Here is a 19,821-nt window from a genome sequence, read left to right as displayed (position 1 = left end):
ATGAAAGTGGAAAGTTATAAGATAATAAAAAAGCGGCTGAATGATGAAGGGGCATTTAAAATATCCAACAAAGTTGGTTTGATCACTGTCCTTGTCGAAGCGGTTTTTATTGCCGCCGTGCTGTGGGGACTGACAGAGGTTGAAGCGTTTTCGTTTGGCTTTTTTGTGCTGCAGCTATTACTCGGTTGGCTAATGTTTAGATCTTCGGTGCTTATTCATGAGTTTGGACATCGCACCGTGTTTACAAACAAACGTGTAAATGACTTTTTTGGTTTTGCTGTCAGTCCATTGGCCTTAATCCCATATACGTCGTGGGTGCATATTCATCAGGGCCATCATCGTTGGACTGGGTTTGCGGATAAAGATCCATCGTCAACTCAGTTGCGAAAAATTAAGAGTGTTTCAGCCGTTACATTACAGATGTTTAATGTGGTGTGGCGTCTATGGTTGCCGTTTCCTACTATTCAGTTCTTCTTTGCGGTTCTGTGGCTTAATCCATTGGTAGAATTTATGAACAAAAATTACAAACTGGCACTGAAGGCACTGTTTTCAGTCATCGTGATGCTAACACCTCACGTATTGGTGTGCATGTATGTTGGTGTTCAGACTTATTTTACTTTCATTACGATTGCGGCGCTAATCCACTTTTTCTTTTATGAAGCTGTAACTGCACCACCACATTCCGGTTTATATGTGCATAGTATGGCGACGCGAACTAAGCCGCTACGTGTATATGAACAGGATTCTGTTTCTCGCTCAAGTTCGATGAAACCCGGTTGGTTATCTTTGTATTCGATGTTCAATTTTAATTTACATGTCGAGCATCACTTATACCCATCTGTGCCATTTTATCGGTTATCAAAAGTGAGACAGCGTATTTTACAAGAGGACGATTCTGAGTATGTGGATGTACCTATGCTTGGGTTTATGGCTAAACTCAGGAAAAAGCACCCAGCCAGGACATTTATCGATACGCTCCCTCCTTTTAAAGAGGAAGATGCAAGGTAGGTAAAAGTAACAGAGTTCACTGATATCGTAGCGCATGGTACAGGTCATGCGCTATGTTGTGATAAGTGATTAAGTTTGACCCAATGAGTTTGTTTAATCTTCACCTCGTCCTTTGATTAACTAACTTCTTATCCAGCGTTCAGGTTAGTTAGCTTATTCTTCGACTAAAGAATAATTGCCAAATCGCCTAGCTCCGTGACTTGAAGTTTGACGCTTTTCAACTAATCTAAATCCACGTTAAAGTCGTATTAATTTCATAATTCCACTCGCATACTCAGTACGATTAATGTTAAAATCAGAGAAATATGTGAGGACTTTTATCACGACGCTGCTTTTTTGTTCGCGTTGAGCGGTGTTTTAAGGGGCTTTTGAGAACCCTAACCGGACTCATAACTTTCTGCTCTTTATATACCCAAAACTTAGTACAAACGAGGTGGCGCAGTGATGACTAAAGATATTTTCAGTTTCTTTCCGTTAATGTAATGCAAGTGCGTATGATCAACATAAAAAAAGGTCTGGATTTACCAATAGAGGGCGCACCTCAGCAAGTTATTCATGATGGCTCTGCCGTCAAACGAGTGGCTGTGCTAGGTGAAGAGTTCATTGGTATGCGTCCTACCATGCAAATTCGTGTGGATGACCAAGTCAAAAAAGGCCAAGTTCTTTTTGAAGACAAAAAGAACCCAGGCGTCAAGTTTACTGCGCCAGCTTCTGGTGTAGTTAAAGAAATCAACCGTGGTGCTAAGCGTGTTCTTCAATCAGTTGTTATTGAAGTTCAAGGCGACGAGCAAATCACTTTTGAGAAGTTTTCAGCTGCTGAATTAAGCAACTTAGACTCTGAAAAAGTGAAGGAAGTGCTAATCGAGTCTGGTCAATGGCCAGCACTTAGAGCGCGTCCATTCAGCCGTGTCGCTGTGCCGAGTGCAACACCTAGCTCGATCTTTGTGACAGCGACAGATACTAACCCGTTAGCAGCAGATCCTGCTGTTATTATCGCTGAAAACGTGGAAGCGTTTGAAGCCGGTCTAGCGGTAGTGTCTCGTCTGACTGAAGGCAAAGTATTTGTGTGTAAGAAAGCCGGTGCCAACGTGCCAAGCTCTTCTATCTCACAAGTAGAAGTTCACGAGTTTTCAGGTGCTCACCCAGCAGGTAACGTGGGTACTCACATTCACTTCTTAGATTCTGTAGGCGCAAACAAGCAAGTTTGGCATCTTGGTTACCAAGACGTCATCGCGTTTGGTAAGTTGTTCCTGACAGGTGAAATCTATACAGATAGAGTGGTTGCGCTGGCAGGACCTCGTGTTAAAAATCCTCGCTTAGTAAAAACTCAAATTGGTGCGTCGCTAACAGATTTAGTTGCAGGCGAGCTTGAAGACGGTGATAACCGAGTCATTTCTGGCTCTGTGTTAGCTGGTAAAACAGCAACCGGCCCTCATGCTTACCTTGGCCGCTATCATAACCAAGTATCGGTACTACTTGAAGGTCGTGAAAAGGAACTATTTGGCTGGATTGCTCCAGGCAGTAACAAGTTCTCTGTAACACGTACTTTCATCGCGCATTTGGCGCCTAGCCGTTTGTTTAAAATGACAACGTCTACAGGTGGCTCTAAGCGTGCGATGGTACCAATCGGTAACTATGAGCGTATTATGCCACTCGATATTTTGCCAACACTATTGCTACGTGACTTGGTTGCACGTGATTTAGATGGCGCGATTGCATTAGGTGCATTAGAGCTAGATGAAGAAGATTTAGCGCTATGTACATTTGTATGTCCGGGCAAATATGAGTACGGTTCAATCCTGCGTGATTGCCTTACTACTATCGAGAAGGAAGGTTAAAAAATGGCCTTAAAGAAATTTTTAGAAGACATTGAACCTCACTTTGAACCTGGTGGTAAACACGAAAAGTGGTATGCCCTGTATGAAGCGGTGGCAACAATTTTCTATACGCCAGGTTACGTAAACAAAGGCGGAACTCACGTCCGTGATAACATCGACCTAAAACGTATTATGATTTTAGTGTGGATGGCGACATTCCCAGCGATGTTCTTTGGTATGTTTAACATCGGTCATCAAGCAGCAGTAGCGCTAGGTAACGGTTTTGAACTTGCAAATACATGGCAAGTTACTATTTTCCAATCACTTGGCGGTGTACTCACTGCTGATGCAGGTTGGGGTGCCAAGATGTTTTATGGTGCATGTTTCTTCCTACCTATATATGGTACTGTCTTTGCTGTCGGTGCTTTTTGGGAGATCCTATTTGCATCGGTTCGTAAGCACGAAGTTAACGAAGGTTTCTTCGTTACATCTGTTTTATTTGCACTTATCCTGCCAGCTACGATTCCGTTGTGGCAAGCTGCACTAGGTATTACATTTGGTGTTGTAGTTGCAAAAGAAATCTTTGGTGGCACGGGTCGTAACTTCTTAAACCCAGCGCTTGCAGGTCGTGCTTTCTTGTTCTTTGCATATCCAGCAGACATTTCAGGTGACACTGTATGGACAGCAGTTGACTCGTTCTCTGGCGCAACATACTTAGGCCAAGCAGTAGCTGGTTCGCTAGATTACAGTAACATGGAACTTTGGTGGAACGCGTTTTATGGCTTCATTCAAGGTTCAATGGGTGAGACATCTACACTTGCAATTATGATCGGTGGTTTGTTCTTGATCTATGTTCGTATCGCGTCATGGCGTATCGTTCTGGGCACATTCATCGGTATGGTTGTGATGTCATTCCTTCTTAATGCAATTGGTTCTGAAACTAACGCTGCATTTGCAATGCCTTGGCATTGGCACCTTGTACTTGGTGGTTTTGCATTTGGTATGTTCTTTATGGCAACAGACCCAGTATCTGCGTCATTTACAGACAAAGGTAAGTGGTTATACGGTGCACTTATTGGTGTAATGGTTGTACTTATCCGTGTTGTTAACCCTGCATACCCAGAAGGCATGATGTTAGCTATTCTATTCGCTAACTTATTTGCGCCTCTGTTCGACCACTTCGTAGTTCAATCTAATGTGAAGAGGAGATTGGCACGTGTCAACTAATAATGAATCAATGGGCAAAACGCTCGGCGTAGTTGTTGGCTTATGTCTAGTGTGTGCAATCGTCGTATCTTTTGCTTCTGTGCAGCTTCGCCCTATGCAGCAAGCTAACAAAAACGAAGATATTCAGCGTAACATACTTGCTGTTGCAGGTTTTGACAAAGTGAAAGATGTTTCTGAAGTATTTAATCAGAACATCGAAGCACGTGTTGTTAACCTTGAAAGCGGTGAGTTTGTTGAAGACGTACAACCTGAGTCTTTCGACTTTGAAGCGACCAAGTTTGACGCTAAGCGCAGCTACAAGCTGTCTAAAGAAGAAGACGTTGCAGGTATTCAACGTATTACTTATAACTCACCAGTTTACTTTGCAAAAGACGACCAAGGTCAGCTATCTACTATTATTCTTCCAATCCAAGGCTACGGTCTGTGGGGGATTATGTATGGTTTCTTAGCTTTAGAACCGAATGGCGAGACAATCAAGTCTATTAACTTCTACAAGCATATGGAAACTCCAGGCCTAGGTGCGGAAATCCAAAATCCTAAGTGGACAGCACTTTGGGATGATAAAGAGCTTCCTATCGATGTAGTGAAAGGTAGTGCTGGCGGTAATGAGCACAAGATAGATGGTTTATCTGGTGCGACACTAACGTCGAACGGTGTTGATAATACTGTTGATTTTTGGACGAGCGACAAAGCGTTTGGTCCATTCCTTGCGAAAGTACGTAATGGAGCATTGAACTAATGGCTAATGCAAAAGAAATGAAGGAAGTCTTGTTTGGTCCTGTTTTTGCAAACAACCCGATTGCTCTGCAAGTTTTGGGTATTTGTTCTGCACTAGCAGTTACATCAAGCCTCAAAAATGCGCTTATCATGTCAATTGCATTGACATTAGTTTGTGCATTCTCAAGTTTATTCATCTCGATGATCCGTAATCACATTCCTTCGAGTGTGCGTATCATTGTACAAATGACGATCATTGCATCGCTAGTAATTGTAGTAGACCAAGTACTACAAGCGGTTGTGTATACCACAGCAAAAGAGCTATCGACCTTCATCGGCCTTATCATTACTAACTGTATCGTAATGGGTCGTGCAGAAGCTTATGCAATGAAGTCACCTCCGGCTATGTCATTCCTTGACGGCATCGGTAATGGTTTAGGCTACTCTGTTGTACTATTAACTGTAGGCTTCATTCGTGAACTATTCGGTTCTGGTACGTTATTCGGTGTAGAAATCCTACCACTTATCTCTGAAGGTGGTTGGTACCAGCCTATGGGTCTACTAGTTATGCCATTCAGCTCATTCTTCATCGTAGGTGCTTTCATTTGGGCACTACGTACTTGGAAGAAAGAGCAAGTAGAAGCAAAGGCATAAGGGGAGAGAGATGGAACAATATATCAACTTATTCATAAAAGCGGTTTTCATTGAAAACTTAGCTTTATCTTTCTTCTTAGGTATGTGTACTTTCTTGGCGGTATCTAAGAAAGTAACGACGTCACTAGGCTTAGGCATCGCGGTAATCGTTGTACTTGGTATTTCAGTACCAGTGAACAACTTAGTTTATCACGCTGTACTAGCACCAGGCGCTCTTGAATGGTTAGGCTTCCCTGAGGTAGACCTAAGCTTCTTACGCTTCTTGACGTTCATCGGTGTTATCGCAGCACTTGTTCAAATTCTAGAAATGACTCTGGACAAGTTTTTCCCTGCACTATACAACGCGCTTGGTATCTTCTTACCATTGATCACAGTAAACTGCGCGATTTTCGGTGCAGTATCATTCATGGTTGAACGTAACCTAAACTTTGGTGAATCAGTAGTTTATGGTCTAGGTTCTGGTGTGGGTTGGGCGCTTGCTATTGTGTTGTTAGCGGGTATTCGTGAGAAAATGAAATACGCAGATGTACCAGATGGTTTACGTGGCTTAGGTATTACCTTTGTTACTGTAGGTCTGATGGGCTTTGGCTTCATGTCATTCTCTGGTATTTCACTGTAAGGGTAGCGAGGAAACTATACGATGGAAACTATTGTATTAGGCGTAAGCATGTTCATCGCTATCGTTGTGATGTTGGTGCTTATCATCATTGCAGCGAAGTCTAAGCTTGTAGCAAGCGGTGACGTGACAATTGATATAAACGGCGATCCTGAAAAAGCGATTAAAACCCCAGCGGGCGGTAAGCTTCTAGGTGCGCTTGCAAACGCGGGGATTTTCGTATCATCTGCGTGTGGTGGCGGTGGCTCATGTGGTCAGTGTCGAGTACACATTAAAGAAGGTGGTGGCGATATCCTACCTACCGAGCTTGACCATATTTCTAAAGGTGAAGCGCGTGAAGGTTGCCGATTAGCGTGTCAGGTTAATGTTAAAAATGACATGGAAATCGAAGTTGAAGACTCGATCTTCGGTGTTAAAAAGTGGGAATGTACTGTTATCTCTAACGATAACAAAGCAACTTTCATCAAGGAACTAAAGCTAGCTATTCCTGAAGGTGAAGTTGTACCTTTCCGTGCGGGTGGTTATATCCAAATTGAAGCCCCTGCTCACCACGTTAAATATGCAGACTACGATATTCCAGAAGAATACCGTGCAGATTGGGAGCGTTTTGGCTTTTTCAATCTAGAGTCTAAAGTTGACGAAGAAACGATCCGTGCATACTCAATGGCAAACTACCCAGAAGAGTTTGGTATTATTATGCTTAACGTGCGTATCGCTACTCCGCCACCAAATAACCTTACGCTACCATGTGGTAAAATGTCTTCGTACATTTGGTCACTTAAAGAAGGTGATAAGGTTATGATTTCTGGCCCATTCGGTGAGTTCTTTGCAAAAGAAACTGATGCAGAAATGGTATTCGTAGGTGGTGGTGCTGGTATGGCTCCAATGCGTTCACATATCTTCGACCAGCTTAAGCGTATCAACTCTAAGCGTAAGATTTCTTTCTGGTACGGTGCGCGCTCTAAGCGTGAAATGTTCTACGTAGAAGACTTTGACGGCTTATCTGCTGACAACGACAACTTTGAATGGCATGTAGCACTTTCAGATCCTCAACCAGAGGATAACTGGGACGGATATACAGGCTTCATCCACAATGTACTTCTTGAAAACTACTTGAAAGATCATGAAGCACCAGAAGATTGTGAGTTCTACATGTGTGGTCCTCCGATGATGAATGCGGCGGTTATCAACATGCTTAAAGACTTAGGTGTTGAAGACGAGAACATCCTACTTGATGACTTCGGTGGTTAATTAGGTTTTAGTCTGATAATGAACTTAAGATAAAATATAAGCCCTCAAACAACCTATTTTGTTTGAGGGCTTTTTTATTAAATTCAGGGAATTGTGATGAAGATAAGTGGTAATTTAATCTCTAAAATTTTTATAGTTTCGTTTTTTTTCTTTTTTCTAAGCGCCTGCCAAGAAAAACAGCAACCGCCAACTGAAATCGTGTTATCGGGTAAAACAATGGGAACTACCTATAATATCAAGGTATTTCCGGGCCAAAACAGCCTTTCTCAAGCACAGCTGCACGATGAAGTAGAGCAAGCGCTAAAAGCGGTAAATCAGTCTATGTCGACTTATATTCCTGACTCTGAGATAAATCAATTTAATGCGTTACCAGCTAATACTGTGATGCCAATTAGCGAAGACTTCCGCACTGTGATCGAAGAATCAATTCGGTTAGGACAATCCACGGAAACATTAGATGTAACTATGGGGCCCTTGATTGACTTATGGGGATTTGGGCCAGATAAAAGGCCAACTAAACGTCCATCACAGCTGGCACTTGATGATATGCGCTCACGCATTGGTATAGATAAGCTTGCCCTTACCGATGCCGGGTTAGCAAAGACTATCTCAGGACTAGAACTATCTTTTTCTGCCACGGCTAAGGGTTATGGTATTGATAAAGTCGCGACAGTCATTGAAAGTCACGATATTCACGATTATATGGTGGAAATTGGTGGAGAGCTGCGTGTATCAGGTAAGAAGCCGGACGGTAATTGGCGTATTGCGATAGAAAAGCCAGATGCGCCTGTTGGTCAACGTCAAATTCATCGTGTAATCGAGCCTGGCAAAAATGGTATTGCGACCTCGGGAGATTATCGTATTTTTTATGAAATGGATGGCGAAACTTTTACTCACCTAAYTGATCCTATGACTGGTCGCCCTGTAAAGCATGAGCTGGTATCGGTGACAGTGCTACATCCTTCTGCAATGGTTGCTGATGGTCTAGCGACAGCGTTAACGGTGATGGGAACAGAGCGTGCCAAAGCTTATGCTCAGCAACATCAGCTGCCTGTTTATCTTATGTATAAGAGTGCAGAGGGGATAAAGACGTATGCAAGTGACGAGTTCAAGCCTTATCTGAACTAATACCAATTTGACTTAATACTTGCTCAATTTGAAGGAGTAAGTCTGACGCTAACAGCGTTAAAAATTTTTTATTTAGAACAACTAAATAGCAAAATTTTTGCCTTGCCTACAGGACGTAGGTACCTCGGCGTGAGCAGGACGCGGAAGCGGTGTTATCGACAAGATTTTCTCGCCTCAAAATAGACCACTTAATTAATAAAATTGGTATAATAATTATTCTGGGGTGATTTACTGCTTTATTTACTGCTTTATATGAAAGGGTTAACTTCAGGTGTTAAATTGATAAAAAGGGTGTAGTATAAATATCGAACACCCTTTAAAACTTTACACTGTATCAAAGAGGTACATGGCTGTGATGAAAATAGTATTACTGGGGGTTACACTGATTGCTATGCCAAGTTTCGCGTTGGCAAATGAAGGTACACATGTTGAGCCAGACAGCAGCAAAAAAGATGTCGTAAAAACGTATGATAGTAAACAATATTGCTATTATGCTGACTTAGAATACTCGAAAGGTGCAGTCATGGAACAAGACTCAACCATGAAAGTGTGTGCAGTTGGCCCTGAAGGCAATTTGATTTGGATAGATCAATAATTGATAAAATTAAAAGCCGCGCAAGCGGCTTTTTAGTGCCTGAATACCTGCTTTGATGTAAAAGCGATAGCTATAAACTTGCCCTAATATCCATAATTTAATTGTGAGTGGCGTCGTGAAAGCGTATAATTTGTGCGTCGTCACTCATATCATGTAGCAATAAAAAGGGGCTAGATAATGTCTTTATTCCTCCTTACTTTCGGTTTACTCATGCTTATCGCTGTTGCGATGGCAGTAGGCGTTATCGTACAAAAGAAATCAATGGCTAGTAGCTGTGGTGGTTTAGGTTCAATGGGCATTGACAAAATCTGTGATTGCGACGATCCATGTGATAAACGCAAAAAGCGGTTGGCAAAAGAAGAGATGTGGAAAGAAAACCAGATCCTTTGAGCCACAGAATGATATTCACTAAAAACGCAGGCCTAGCTTGCGTTTTTGCTTTTTGGGCAACATATTCATTTTAATACCAATTAGCCTTAATACTTGCTCAATTTGAAGGAGTAAATCTGACGCTAACTGCGTTGCATTCATTTCCAATAGCCAGCTATAGGCGCATAAATTCACCTTGCCTAAAGGGCGCTGGTACGTCGGCGTGAGCAGCACGCGGGAGCGGTGTTATCGACAATATTTTCTCGCGTCAACATAGACCACTTAATTAAGGTAATAAGTATCAGTCGAGGATAAGTGTTCCTTATGTAGGTGTCATTAAAGTCGATGTATTTTACAACATCAATTAAAGCGCTCGGGCAAAAGTTGTATTTTAGACGTCTAGACTTCATAATAATGCACATTTTGTAATAGGCAGATATTGGGAATGAGGTGTGAGTCCTCAACTGTCCCCGCAACTGTAAGTGCTGGAGTGTATCTCTTGCATAAGTCAGATACCAAGGTCTATTTATTTAATCTGAACTTTGGATAAGAGCAAGATTATCCAAAGTTCAGGTTGTTTACTTAAGCGGGCAGACTTAAGTCAAAGCAGTCGCCTATGCTACAAGCGACTTCTTTGCCATGCCCAATCAGAGGTGCTATGGCAGTCACACCGCAGTTTCAAGTTGATAAACTTAGCGTACAGCTTGGTGGCAAAGCTATCTTGAAAGCGCTTAGCTTTACGATTAATCCAGGCGAATTTATTGGTTTGCTCGGGCCGAATGGAGCTGGAAAGTCGACCTTGCTGCGCACATTATATCAATACATATCGCCAAGCTCAGGGCAGTTACTCTTCAATGGCAATCCTCTTAACGGCTATGGGCGCAAGGCCTACGCAAGAAATGTCGCGGTGGTGCTACAAGATATTCCCGTTGAGTTTAATCTACCACTATTTGATATGGTGTTGATGGGATTAACCCCTAACAAATCATTGCTAGCAACCATCACTGCTGCTGAAAAACAAACTATATTCCGGGCCATTGAGCAGGTTGGATTAAGTCACAAGTGTGAGCAATGTTACAGTTCGTTATCAGGTGGAGAGAAGCAAAGGGCGATGATCGCTCGTGCTATGGTCCAAGCGCCGCAAGTATTGATAATGGATGAACCCACCAGCCATTTGGATATTAAATATCAAATTCAAATTATGGAGCTAGCCAAACAGCTTGGTGTAACTATCATCGCGTCTTTTCATGATTTAAATTTAGCCAGCGCTTTGTGTGATCGGTTATTAATATTGAGCAATGGCGAGCTTGTTGCAGATGGTGCGCCACTTGAAGTCATTAATGAAGCGCTATTAAGCCAAGTTTTTGGAGTGTGTGCGGAGGTTTCTACTGTCCGCCACCCGCCAAATAATAGTGAGATACCGCATATACGCTTTCATTATGGGTATCAGCTATGATAGCAGCAAAGCGAGTCTGGTTGAGCTCACTGTTACTGTTGAGTTTGTGTTGCTTCAGTATGCTGATGGCACTAAAGATAGGTGCAATTGATTTATCTTGGCATCTTGTTATTCAAGCGATTATTAATTTTGATCCCAATGTAATTCAACAGCGTGTAGTGGTTGAACTTCGCTTACCAAGAACGCTTTTGGCAATGAGTGCGGGAGCGGGATTGGCAATCGCCGGGCTTATATTGCAAACCGTAACGCGCAATCCACTTGCCGATCCTTATTTATTTGGGATTTCTTCAGGTGCATCGTTTGGTGTAGTGGTACTTATCACGTTATTCGGTGCGCAGTCTGGCTTCGCAATGTCTGGGGCTGCATTTATTGGAAGCGTGCTATCAATTTTGTTGCTGTTATTCGTGGCAAAGCGTAATGCACTGCAGCAAGTGGAAACCATGTTGTTAGCCGGCGTTGCACTTTCTTTTCTATTCAGTGCATTTACCAGTTTGCTGCTTTATTGGAGTGACCCACAAGCGATTAGTGCAATCTTATTTTGGAATCTTGGCTCGTTTGCAAGGGCTAGCTGGCAATGGCTTTGGTTTGTGTGCTTGGTGGTAATACTGAGTTTTATTACGCTTTTAATCATGCGCCGCCCGCTCAATGCGCTGTTACTCGGAGATGAGAGTGCCACTACGCTCGGTGTGAACGTAGGACTAGTACGAATAGGTATGTTGTTGTTAAGTTCTTTGCTCACCGCAGTACTTGTCGCTGCGTGTGGCGGAGTCGGATTTGTTGGTTTAATGATCCCACACATCGTGCGCTTTTTTATCTCGCAGGCAAAGGTCAGTGGAGTGGTTGCCACCGCGCTTTGTGGCGCACTTTTAATGCTCTGGGTGGATGTATTGTCGCGCACGCTTATTGATAATCAGGAACTTCCCGTGGGGGTGATCACCGCCGCCATTGGCAGCGTGTTCTTTTTAGCATTGCTTATTGTCAAAAATCGCCGCTCTGCTGGAATAGGAGGAAGTCGTGGTTAAACCGTTAGCCACTCTTATAAATTTGCTTATTCAACAGCTTATTGACTTAAAAGCCAAACCGTTAGGCGCCTTTGGTAAACTTAAATCCTTGACTGTGCAGATCCTGTCACCAAGACAAAACCAGTTACAGTTGGCGCATTTAGCGATAACACTCCCAGCTCTGTTTATTATTGCAGGCGTATCACAATGCTTAAGAGGTGAAGGAGCATGAAGACCTTAATGGTGCAGGGCACTACGTCGGATGCGGGTAAAAGTACACTGGTTGCAGGACTTTGCCGTGTGCTACAGCGAAAGGGGTTATTGGTTGCGCCTTTTAAGCCGCAAAATATGGCACTAAATAGTGCTGTCACACCTTGCGGCGGTGAAATTGGTCGGGCACAAGCACTCCAAGCTGAGGCTGCAAAAGTCCCACTATCCACAGACTTTAATCCTATTTTACTTAAGCCAAATTCAGACACTGGTGCACAAGTTATTATTCACGGGAAAGCCATTAGTAATATGGAAGCAGCTGCTTATCATGATTACAAAAAGGTAGCGATGGAGGCTGTACTTTCCTCACATCAGCGCCTCAGCGACCAATTTGAGCTGTGCATAGTGGAAGGGGCGGGAAGTCCAGCTGAGATCAATCTGCGTGAAAATGACATTGCCAATATGGGGTTTGCCTGTGAGGTGGCGTGTCCCGTGATCATTATCGCTGATATCGACAAAGGCGGGGTATTCGCACATTTGGTTGGCACACTTGCGCTATTAAGTGACTATGAACAAAGCTTGGTTAAAGGGTTTGTGATCAATCGCTTCCGTGGTGATATTGCGTTATTGCAATCAGGACTTGACTGGCTCGAGCAAAAAACGGGTAAGCCTGTACTTGGGGTATTGCCCTATTTGCATGGCTTAGCGCTCGATGCAGAAGATGCGGTGACGGTAGACAATATCTGTGAACGGGGATCGTTAAGCGTTAGGGTTTTACTATTTCCTCATATTAGCAATCACACCGACTTTGACACCTTGCGCTTAAACCCTGAAGTGGATTTGCGTTATGTGCGCTATCAAGAATCTATCGGCCCTTGTGATTTAATCATACTGCCTGGTAGTAAAAATGTGTTGAGCGATTTAGCTTTCTTACGCAAACAGGGTTGGGCGGAAGAAATCAAACGGCACCTGAGGTACGGTGGTAAGGTGCTAGGTGTGTGTGGCGGTTTGCAAATGTTAGGTAAGTTCATTAGAGATCCAAATGCGGTGGAATCTACACTTGGTGAAGTCGCTGGACTTGGTCTAGCTGACTTTGAGACTACGCTCTCAGAGCAAAAAGTACTGACGCAAGTGTCTGGCATTTGCCAGCTGGGTGAGCAAAGTGCTGAAATGTGTGGATACGAGATCCATGCCGGGATTTCTTCTGGAGCGGCACTAGAGGTACCATTCCTACTATTTAACACACATCCAAATAACAGTGTGAAAGATGGTTTTATCTCTCGAGATAATCAAATTGCAGGCACCTATTTACATGGTTTATTTGATACGGTCGCCGCGACACAGGCTATCTTGTCTTGGGCAGGTAGTAAGCAAGCAGGCACTGCCGCGATTGATTTAGCGAAGCACAGAGAGCTGCAAATTACGCGTCTTGCCGACAGCTGTGAAGCACATTTAGATTGGCAAAAATTGATGAAAATAATTGAGGAATAACATGAGCGGACAACAAGATAAGCATCAGCAACGACAGCAAAAAGTAAAACAACAAGTCGATGAAAAAATCGCTGCTGCCCAGCAAGAGCAGGGCATTTTGCAAGTGATCACAGGTAACGGTAAAGGTAAGTCAACATCTGGTTTTGGCACCGTTGCGCGTTGTGTCGGTCATGGTATGAACGCTGCGGTTGTGCAGTTTATCAAAGGAACTTGGGAGTGTGGAGAGCGCAACTTGCTCGAAAAAGTCGGTGTGCCATTTGCGGTCATGAAAACGGGCTTCACATGGGAAACGCAAAACCGTGAAACCGATACTGCTGCCGCGCAGGCGACATGGCAGCAAGCAAAAGTATGGCTACAAGATGAAAGCATCGACTTGATATTGCTCGATGAAATTACCTATATGTTGAGCTATGATTATCTAGATTTGGATGAAGTCATAACGGCGCTAGAAAATCGCCCAACTATGCAGTCAGTGATTGTAACTGGACGCGGAGCACATCGACGTCTGACCGAGCTTGCAGATACTGTAAGTGAAGTGCGCAATGTGAAGCATGCCTTTGACGCAGGTATTAAAGCGCAAAAGGGGTTTGACTACTGATGCTAAAGCTCACTTTTTCTATTGTTTTAGCTTTTGCCTTTAGTGTTAGCGCTAAGCCTGCAGAGCGGATCATCGCCCTTGCACCTCATATTGTCGAAAATCTTTATGCAATAGGCGCTGGGGAGCGGATTGTAGGCACGGTCGCCTATGCGGATTATCCAGAAGCAGCCAAGCAACTGCCTCAGATAGGCGATTATCAGGGCATTTCGGTTGAAAAAATTTTGGCACTTAAGCCTGATCTTATCATTGCATGGAAAAACGCAAGTCACGTTCCCATGCTTGAAAAGCTCGAAAGCTTTGGTGTTGATGTGATCTATAGTGAAGCAAAATATTTAGATAAATTACCCGATGAGTTGCTACGCCTTGGTAAAATTACAGGGCTTGGATCTCAAGCACAACAACAGGCTGATTTGTTTAATAAGCGTTTAGATGAACTAAAAGCTCAGTATGAACAAAGCGCTAGCTTAGCTGTATTTTATCAATTGTGGCCATCACCGCTGATGACCGTGGGGGGGAAAAGTTGGTTACAGCAAGTCTTTAACGTGTGTAATGTGAAAAATGTTTTTGCCGACGCCACCACAGACTATCCGCAAATTAGCATTGAGAATGTTTTGTTGAAATCACCACAAGTGATTGTGATCCCTGAGGAAAAGAGTGAGCAAGACAGAGAGTCGATTAAATGGCAGCAATGGCCTTCTGTCCCTGCGGTAAAGCACAAGCAATACATATCTGTTGATGCTGATCTGCTCCATCGTTATAGCTATCGTATGCTCGAGGGAATATCGGATTTATGTGGTAAACTTAACGTCTCTCGAGCGCATTATAAAACGATGAAGGTAGAACATGACAACGTGGAGTGACGTACTAGGTCAAGAAAAACAACAAGGGTACTTTAAACAAACCATGGAGTACGTGGCAGAGCGTCGGGCACAAGGTGTCAACGTATTTCCGCCGCAAGAGCAAGTATTTGAGGCGTTTAAAGTCACTCCATTTGGCCAAGTTAAAGTGGTAATTCTTGGGCAAGATCCTTACCATGGCCCCAACCAAGCTCACGGTTTATGTTTTTCTGTACTGCCGGGTATCAAGCCACCACCGTCATTAAATAATATGTATAAAGAGTTGCTGCAAGATATTGAGGGTTTTACCGTCCCCAATCATGGTTATCTAATTGACTGGGCGAAACAGGGGGTACTGCTGTTAAATACGGTTTTGACAGTAGAACAAGGACAAGCTCACTCGCACAAAAGCCTCGGGTGGGAGCGCTTTACCGATGTAGTGATCGAGAAACTCAATGCCAACAGTGAAGGGATCATTTTTTTACTTTGGGGCTCACATGCTCAAAAGAAAGGTAAAAACATAGACAAAAATCGTCACCATGTTTTACACGCACCTCATCCCTCACCGCTCTCTGCACATCGTGGTTTTTTTGGCTGTAGCCACTTCAGTAAAACAAATCAACTGCTGACACAAATGGGGAAGCAGCCAATCGATTGGCGACTGGCTGAACTATAATAATAAAAACCAAAAAGAGCGCCATGAAGGGCGCTCTTTTTAGCTTAAATCAAATTCGTCTAAATCAACACTGTCTGCGAAAATATCTAGTTCCTGTAGTTCTTTGCGTAGTCGCTGTTTATCTTTAAGCGCTTCAATCTCGCGCCATTTTCGTTTTTTGCCCTTAGATGAAGTTTTTTTCTTAGCCTCTGGACTTTCTAATAATTCTAATAACTCGTCTAGGGTATCCATGAAAATCTCCTATTGATAAAAACAACCTAAAGTGGCACTTGTTTTGGCTTCGATGAGCACGACAACTGCAATGACACCGTTGATTTTTCACACTATATGGTAAGCCTCAGAGGAGGAACCGTTAAAAGTCTGATAGTTAAAGTACGCTACAAGCAACCCCATGTTGCTCGCTTTTTATACCAAAACCAGAATGTAGCGGTATCAATTTTCACTTCAAGTGATATTGATATACCACAGTCGGAACAAAAATAAAACACAATTGTGTCTTTTGGGTTAAAAGCAAGTGACAGTTTGATGAAAGTCAAAGAAGGCGTAGAGGAGGCTCTTAACGCAGAGTGTGAAGGAGGATTTAAAGTTATAAAAAACGCCGCATAATGCGACGTTTTGATGCTGAATTTAGTTTGCTAAATGCGTTATAGAGCCTTAAAGCGAGCTACAAGGGTTTCTTGCGCATCTGCAAATGAGCGAATGCCTTCAGCGAGCTTTTCAGTCGCCATTGCATCTTGATTATGCAACCAGCGGAATTCATTTTCTGTTAGTGCGGCTGGTTTTTCCTGTGGCTCAAAGTCAGCTGCAAGCAAGTACTCGTCGTTTGCTGGCATTGCAGCAAGCTCTTCTAGTARAGCTGGGCTAATCGTTAACTTATCACAACCCGTTAGGGCTAAGATTTCTCCAGTATTTCTGAAGCTTGCGCCCATAACTACGGTTTTATAACCATGTTGCTTATAAAACTCAAAAATACTACGAACAGATTGTACGCCAGGATCTTGTAGTGGGTCTGTTGGCTTTTCCAGGCCATTGGCGACATGCCAATCCAAAATGCGACCGACAAATGGTGAGATTAGGAACACATTAGCATCGGCACATGCACGCGCTTGTGCTTCACTAAATAATAGTGTCAAGTTGCACTTAATCCCCTCTTTTTCAAGGGCTTCAGCAGCTTTGATGCCTTCCCAAGTTGACGCTATTTTGATCAAGATTTTGTCTTTGCTCACGCCTTGTGCTTCATACAGGCTTAGTAGTGTTTTGGCTTTTGCGATAGTCGCTTCGGTATCAAAAGATAAACGTGCGTCTACTTCGGTTGAGATATAGCCTGGCACAGAGTTGGCGATTTCTTTACCAATCACCACAGCAAAATAGTCACAAGCAAGCTCTAGCTGCTTGTCAGCATCACTTTCATTGGCTTTGGCATAATCCCAAGCTTCTGTTAGATAAGGCTGATAAGCAGGCGTCTCAGCCGCTTTAAGTAAAAGAGAAGGGTTTGTTGTTGCATCCTCAGGCTGTAGCTTGCGGATAGCTTCAATGTCACCGGTGTCAGCGACGATTGATGAATGTTGTTTTAGCCTATCTAATGCTGAAGTCATGTGTTCCTCATTCCAATTTTGATAACAGCGAAGTGATATTAGACGCCTTATGTTGCAACACCATTAAATAGCTGGATAGGTCATATGTCCGTATTAGGTGACATATCACTCTTATGATTTAAGGTTATTGTTATATAAGGTCGAGTTGTAAAGCGAAGCCACGAATAGCTTAAGCCCTCGTACAAAGTGGACAAACACTTGAAGTTACGTAGGGATAGTGTTGAAATTGACATTAATTAATAGCTAAGTCAATAGGCAAACTATGATCACCGTTATCTCTCCAGCGAAAAACCTAGACTACGAAACTCCAGCGCCAATTAACACATATACGCAGCCAGAGTTGCTAGCGCATAGTGAATTATTAATCGATGTTTGTCGTGACCTGACACCGCAGCAGATCTCAAGCTTGATGAAAATCAGTGATAAGCTAGCGGGACTAAATGCAGCGAGGTTTGCCGAATGGTCACCTCCTTTTAATGAGAGTAATGCTAAGCAAGCTATCTTTGCCTTTAATGGTGATGTGTATGTTGGTTTAGAAGCACAAAGCTTAAATGAAGCCGATTTAGATTACGCGCAAAGTCATTTACGTATTTTGTCGGGGTTATACGGCATTTTAAAACCACTTGACTTGATGCAAGCTTATCGTTTAGAAATGGGGACAAAGTTAAGTAATTCTCGTGGCAAAAATCTCTATGAATTTTGGGGTAGTGTTATTGCTGAGCAGTTAAATGAGGTATTGGCATCAGCACAAACACGCTACTTGGTGAACTTAGCTTCTAATGAGTACTTTAAAGCAGTTGATAAAAAAGCCTTTAATGGAGAGATTATTACTCCTGTCTTTAAAGACTGTAAAAATGGTCAATACAAAGTCATTAGTTTTTATGCGAAGAAAGCACGAGGCATGATGGCTAGGTATATGATTGAAAATAAGGTGTCGGACTTGGACAGCTTAAAAGCGTTTAATCATGCAGGGTACTATTTTAGCGAAGAAGCGACGCAAAAAGTACAAGAGCCGGTATTTTTGAGAGCTGAACAATGACAATAAAAATGATGTTAGCAACCGTGTTTACTGCGGTTTTTATTAGTGGATGCAGTGGCAATTTTACAACCAAAGTGAGTAATGTCCCTGTTGATTGCGACAGTGACTCACGTTCGTGTGCCCAGCGTTGTCATCAAGACTACTCTGATCCTATGCAAGTCCAAGCCTGCCAGGATCGTTGCTTTGTACAACAAAACCAGTGCAATGTTGATAGGCCTAATGAGGATACATGGGAGATTTCGAGCGAAAACCCTACTTATCCAGTGTCATTCTAAAAGTCCTATCGTATGAGAGTCCCCCTGACATTCAGGGTGACTCTCAAAGCGCTTAACCTAGTTAACGTCAGTTTGACTAGAATAGAGCAAGGCTAATTATGCTCCTTTTGGTAGGCTCATGTAAGCGCGAACAACCTTATCTCTAAAAACAATATCCGCTGCTTTCTCGGTATCTCTGTACTTTTTGCAGTATGCTTGCGGACTTCCCGTTTTTAATAGCAACTCGTCGGGCTCATGCAGCGTGAGTAGGGTGTTTTGCCAGCGAGAGACTATCGATTCAGTGGGCTCTGGTAGCTGCTTAAGAATATCTTCAGATAACAAAAACTGGCTCTCGGTTGCGACCTTTATCATGTCATCATTGGCAGCTGCTAACCATGTAGCACCTTGTTCATTTACACAGATCAGCGGTAAATATGGGGCAATAGCAGGAAAAGCAGTGTTTCTATATATATCAACTTGCCAGTAAGACCTGGCAATTTTTACAAACTGTTCAAAGTGCGAGATGGCAGTAAAACCTGACTGAGAAATTGGCTTAATTTCTACCCTTGGCTTATTGGCATTTACAGTATCATTTGCAGTGTCAATATACCAATCACCAACTAGTATGGCATTTTGGAAATACTCATCGCGTAATGACCCCCACACTTTTTTTAGCTCAGTACGTTCTGTGCGCATGTAATTTTTGAGTATGGCTAAACGTTGAGTGTTTGACTTAAGCTCAGCTGTAATGAGTGTAAACATTTCATCGCGGATCTCTAGGCAACGCCCCAGTGGATAAGGTTTACCAGCAAAATGAGGAAATTTAGGTGCCAGATTAATGTCTGCTTGAAGTCTTAAATTTGCTAAAGCGTGTGAGAGTATATCAATATCCTGTTGATCCAAAAGAACGCCATTGAGGTTGTTATAGATAATATAAGTATAACTACAATGGATCAGTTTATACCAACTTTCTTAATTAAGTGGTCTATTTTGAGGCGAGAAAATCTTGTCGATAACACCGCTTCCGCGTCCTGCTCACGCCGAGGTACCTACGTCCTGTAGGCAAGGCAAAAATTTTGCTATTTAGTTGTTATAAATAAGAAATTTTTAACGCTGTTAGCGTCAGATTTACTCCTTCAAATTGAGCAAGTATTAAGTCAAATTGGTATTACTACAAGCTAAAGCCCGTTGACCTTTGCTATGTGATTTTTGTTCTCCTTGGCGTTTTGGTCGCGGCGCTCGACTTGCCCCCCAGTAATCTAAACAAAAGTTGAGTAACAATG

22 protein-coding genes and 1 riboswitch are annotated in these 19,821 nt (G+C 42.9%); of the genes, 19 read left to right on the top strand and 3 right to left on the bottom strand.

What is annotated here, in order from left to right:
• From EAG18_RS03070 to ung, 17 genes are all read left to right on the top strand, one after another.
• On the top strand, positions 1-1,008 hold the full coding sequence (locus tag EAG18_RS03070) for a fatty acid desaturase (protein ID WP_125250932.1): 1,008 nt from the start codon (positions 1-3) through the stop codon (positions 1,006-1,008).
• 494 nt (positions 1,009-1,502) lie between these two features.
• Entirely contained in the window at positions 1,503-2,846 is a 1,344-nt protein-coding gene (locus EAG18_RS03065; RefSeq protein ID WP_125250931.1) for a Na(+)-translocating NADH-quinone reductase subunit A, read from the top strand.
• Between the two features lie 3 nt (positions 2,847-2,849).
• The gene (locus EAG18_RS03060; protein WP_125250930.1) at positions 2,850-4,052 is read left to right on the top strand and encodes an NADH:ubiquinone reductase (Na(+)-transporting) subunit B; all 1,203 of its coding nucleotides are present in this window, start codon (positions 2,850-2,852) and stop codon (positions 4,050-4,052) included.
• Entirely contained in the window at positions 4,042-4,791 is a 750-nt protein-coding gene (locus tag EAG18_RS03055; protein WP_125250929.1) for a Na(+)-translocating NADH-quinone reductase subunit C, read from the top strand. The genes EAG18_RS03060 and EAG18_RS03055 overlap by 11 nt, the downstream gene beginning before the upstream one ends.
• Entirely contained in the window at positions 4,791-5,423 is a 633-nt protein-coding gene (locus tag EAG18_RS03050) for an NADH:ubiquinone reductase (Na(+)-transporting) subunit D (protein ID WP_125250928.1), read from the top strand. The genes EAG18_RS03055 and EAG18_RS03050 overlap by 1 nt, the downstream gene beginning before the upstream one ends.
• Before the next feature lie 10 nt (positions 5,424-5,433).
• Positions 5,434-6,042, top strand: coding sequence for an NADH:ubiquinone reductase (Na(+)-transporting) subunit E (gene nqrE / locus EAG18_RS03045; RefSeq protein WP_088529916.1), 609 nt, complete (start codon positions 5,434-5,436; stop codon positions 6,040-6,042).
• Between the two features lie 21 nt (positions 6,043-6,063).
• The gene (gene nqrF / locus EAG18_RS03040; protein ID WP_125250927.1) at positions 6,064-7,290 is read left to right on the top strand and encodes an NADH:ubiquinone reductase (Na(+)-transporting) subunit F; all 1,227 of its coding nucleotides are present in this window, start codon (positions 6,064-6,066) and stop codon (positions 7,288-7,290) included.
• A 96-nt stretch (positions 7,291-7,386) separates the two neighbouring features.
• Positions 7,387-8,418: an FAD:protein FMN transferase gene (locus tag EAG18_RS03035; protein ID WP_125250926.1), complete on the top strand. Its 1,032-nt coding sequence runs from the start codon at positions 7,387-7,389 to the stop codon at positions 8,416-8,418.
• Between the two features lie 355 nt (positions 8,419-8,773).
• On the top strand, positions 8,774-9,013 hold the full coding sequence (locus EAG18_RS03030) for a DUF1496 domain-containing protein (RefSeq protein WP_275557219.1): 240 nt from the start codon (positions 8,774-8,776) through the stop codon (positions 9,011-9,013).
• A 177-nt stretch (positions 9,014-9,190) separates the two neighbouring features.
• The gene (gene nqrM / locus EAG18_RS03025) at positions 9,191-9,403 is read left to right on the top strand and encodes a (Na+)-NQR maturation NqrM (RefSeq protein WP_010372193.1); all 213 of its coding nucleotides are present in this window, start codon (positions 9,191-9,193) and stop codon (positions 9,401-9,403) included.
• Positions 9,404-9,768: 365 nt separating this feature from the next.
• Positions 9,769-9,921: riboswitch (cobalamin riboswitch) on the top strand.
• A gap of 119 nt (positions 9,922-10,040) precedes the next feature.
• On the top strand, positions 10,041-10,838 hold the full coding sequence (locus tag EAG18_RS03020) for an ABC transporter ATP-binding protein (RefSeq protein WP_125250982.1): 798 nt from the start codon (positions 10,041-10,043) through the stop codon (positions 10,836-10,838).
• Complete coding sequence (locus EAG18_RS03015) at positions 10,835-11,860, top strand: iron ABC transporter permease (RefSeq protein ID WP_125250924.1); 1,026 nt, start codon at positions 10,835-10,837, stop codon at positions 11,858-11,860. The genes EAG18_RS03020 and EAG18_RS03015 overlap by 4 nt, the downstream gene beginning before the upstream one ends.
• On the top strand, positions 11,853-12,071 hold the full coding sequence (locus tag EAG18_RS03010; protein ID WP_125250923.1) for a hypothetical protein: 219 nt from the start codon (positions 11,853-11,855) through the stop codon (positions 12,069-12,071). The genes EAG18_RS03015 and EAG18_RS03010 overlap by 8 nt, the downstream gene beginning before the upstream one ends.
• Positions 12,068-13,540, top strand: a complete 1,473-nt coding sequence (locus EAG18_RS03005) for a cobyric acid synthase (protein WP_125250922.1) — start codon at positions 12,068-12,070, stop codon at positions 13,538-13,540. Before EAG18_RS03010 ends, EAG18_RS03005 begins: the two co-directional genes overlap by 4 nt.
• Position 13,541: 1 nt before the next feature.
• Positions 13,542-14,138 (top strand): cob(I)yrinic acid a,c-diamide adenosyltransferase, encoded by a 597-nt coding sequence (gene cobO, locus EAG18_RS03000; protein ID WP_125250921.1) that lies wholly within the window; start codon positions 13,542-13,544, stop codon positions 14,136-14,138.
• Positions 14,138-14,998 carry a cobalamin-binding protein gene (locus EAG18_RS02995; RefSeq protein WP_125250920.1) on the top strand — a complete coding sequence of 287 codons (861 nt, stop codon included), beginning with the start codon at positions 14,138-14,140 and terminating at the stop codon, positions 14,996-14,998. Before cobO ends, EAG18_RS02995 begins: the two co-directional genes overlap by 1 nt.
• Positions 14,982-15,650, top strand: coding sequence for a uracil-DNA glycosylase (ung, locus tag EAG18_RS02990; protein WP_125250919.1), 669 nt, complete (start codon positions 14,982-14,984; stop codon positions 15,648-15,650). The genes EAG18_RS02995 and ung overlap by 17 nt, the downstream gene beginning before the upstream one ends.
• A gap of 39 nt (positions 15,651-15,689) precedes the next feature.
• On the opposite strand, the gene EAG18_RS02985 is transcribed toward ung, so the two are convergent.
• On the bottom strand, positions 15,690-15,881 hold the full coding sequence (locus tag EAG18_RS02985) for a DUF3545 family protein (protein WP_125250918.1): 192 nt from the start codon (positions 15,879-15,881) through the stop codon (positions 15,690-15,692).
• Positions 15,882-16,294: 413 nt separating this feature from the next.
• On the bottom strand, positions 16,295-17,245 hold the full coding sequence (gene tal / locus EAG18_RS02980) for a transaldolase (protein WP_125250917.1): 951 nt from the start codon (positions 17,243-17,245) through the stop codon (positions 16,295-16,297).
• A gap of 262 nt (positions 17,246-17,507) precedes the next feature.
• On the opposite strand from tal, the gene yaaA reads away from it, so the two are divergent.
• Both yaaA and EAG18_RS02970 read left to right on the top strand, forming a co-directional pair.
• A complete protein-coding gene (gene yaaA, locus EAG18_RS02975) occupies positions 17,508-18,284 on the top strand; it encodes a peroxide stress protein YaaA (protein ID WP_125250916.1) in 777 nt (258 codons plus the stop codon).
• The gene (locus EAG18_RS02970) at positions 18,281-18,559 is read left to right on the top strand and encodes a hypothetical protein (RefSeq protein ID WP_125250915.1); all 279 of its coding nucleotides are present in this window, start codon (positions 18,281-18,283) and stop codon (positions 18,557-18,559) included. The genes yaaA and EAG18_RS02970 overlap by 4 nt, the downstream gene beginning before the upstream one ends.
• Positions 18,560-18,655: 96 nt before the next feature.
• Here EAG18_RS02970 and EAG18_RS02965 read toward each other — a convergent pair whose 3' ends face one another.
• Positions 18,656-19,441, bottom strand: coding sequence for a hypothetical protein (locus EAG18_RS02965; protein WP_125250914.1), 786 nt, complete (start codon positions 19,439-19,441; stop codon positions 18,656-18,658).
• Between the last annotated feature and the right edge of the window lie 380 nt (positions 19,442-19,821).

Source organism: Pseudoalteromonas sp. J010, assembly GCF_003934235.1.
Classification (GTDB): Bacteria; Pseudomonadota; Gammaproteobacteria; order Enterobacterales; family Alteromonadaceae; genus Pseudoalteromonas; species Pseudoalteromonas peptidolytica.
This window is presented reverse-complemented; position numbering and strand designations above follow the sequence as displayed.

Coding starts and splice junctions, on each gene's coding strand:
- EAG18_RS03070 (WP_125250932.1), top strand. CDS start 1: ATGAAAGTGGAAAGTTATAAGATAATAAAAAAGCGGCTGAATGATGAA.
- EAG18_RS03065 (WP_125250931.1), top strand. CDS start 1,503: ATGATCAACATAAAAAAAGGTCTGGATTTACCAATAGAGGGCGCACCT.
- EAG18_RS03060 (WP_125250930.1), top strand. CDS start 2,850: ATGGCCTTAAAGAAATTTTTAGAAGACATTGAACCTCACTTTGAACCT.
- EAG18_RS03050 (WP_125250928.1), top strand. CDS start 4,791: ATGGCTAATGCAAAAGAAATGAAGGAAGTCTTGTTTGGTCCTGTTTTT.
- nqrE (WP_088529916.1), top strand. CDS start 5,434: ATGGAACAATATATCAACTTATTCATAAAAGCGGTTTTCATTGAAAAC.
- nqrF (WP_125250927.1), top strand. CDS start 6,064: ATGGAAACTATTGTATTAGGCGTAAGCATGTTCATCGCTATCGTTGTG.
- EAG18_RS03030 (WP_275557219.1), top strand. CDS start 8,774: ATGAAAATAGTATTACTGGGGGTTACACTGATTGCTATGCCAAGTTTC.
- nqrM (WP_010372193.1), top strand. CDS start 9,191: ATGTCTTTATTCCTCCTTACTTTCGGTTTACTCATGCTTATCGCTGTT.
- EAG18_RS03020 (WP_125250982.1), top strand. CDS start 10,041: ATGGCAGTCACACCGCAGTTTCAAGTTGATAAACTTAGCGTACAGCTT.
- EAG18_RS03015 (WP_125250924.1), top strand. CDS start 10,835: ATGATAGCAGCAAAGCGAGTCTGGTTGAGCTCACTGTTACTGTTGAGT.
- EAG18_RS03005 (WP_125250922.1), top strand. CDS start 12,068: ATGAAGACCTTAATGGTGCAGGGCACTACGTCGGATGCGGGTAAAAGT.
- cobO (WP_125250921.1), top strand. CDS start 13,542: ATGAGCGGACAACAAGATAAGCATCAGCAACGACAGCAAAAAGTAAAA.
- EAG18_RS02995 (WP_125250920.1), top strand. CDS start 14,138: ATGCTAAAGCTCACTTTTTCTATTGTTTTAGCTTTTGCCTTTAGTGTT.
- ung (WP_125250919.1), top strand. CDS start 14,982: ATGACAACGTGGAGTGACGTACTAGGTCAAGAAAAACAACAAGGGTAC.
- EAG18_RS02985 (WP_125250918.1), bottom strand. CDS start 15,881: ATGGATACCCTAGACGAGTTATTAGAATTATTAGAAAGTCCAGAGGCT.
- yaaA (WP_125250916.1), top strand. CDS start 17,508: ATGATCACCGTTATCTCTCCAGCGAAAAACCTAGACTACGAAACTCCA.
- EAG18_RS02970 (WP_125250915.1), top strand. CDS start 18,281: ATGACAATAAAAATGATGTTAGCAACCGTGTTTACTGCGGTTTTTATT.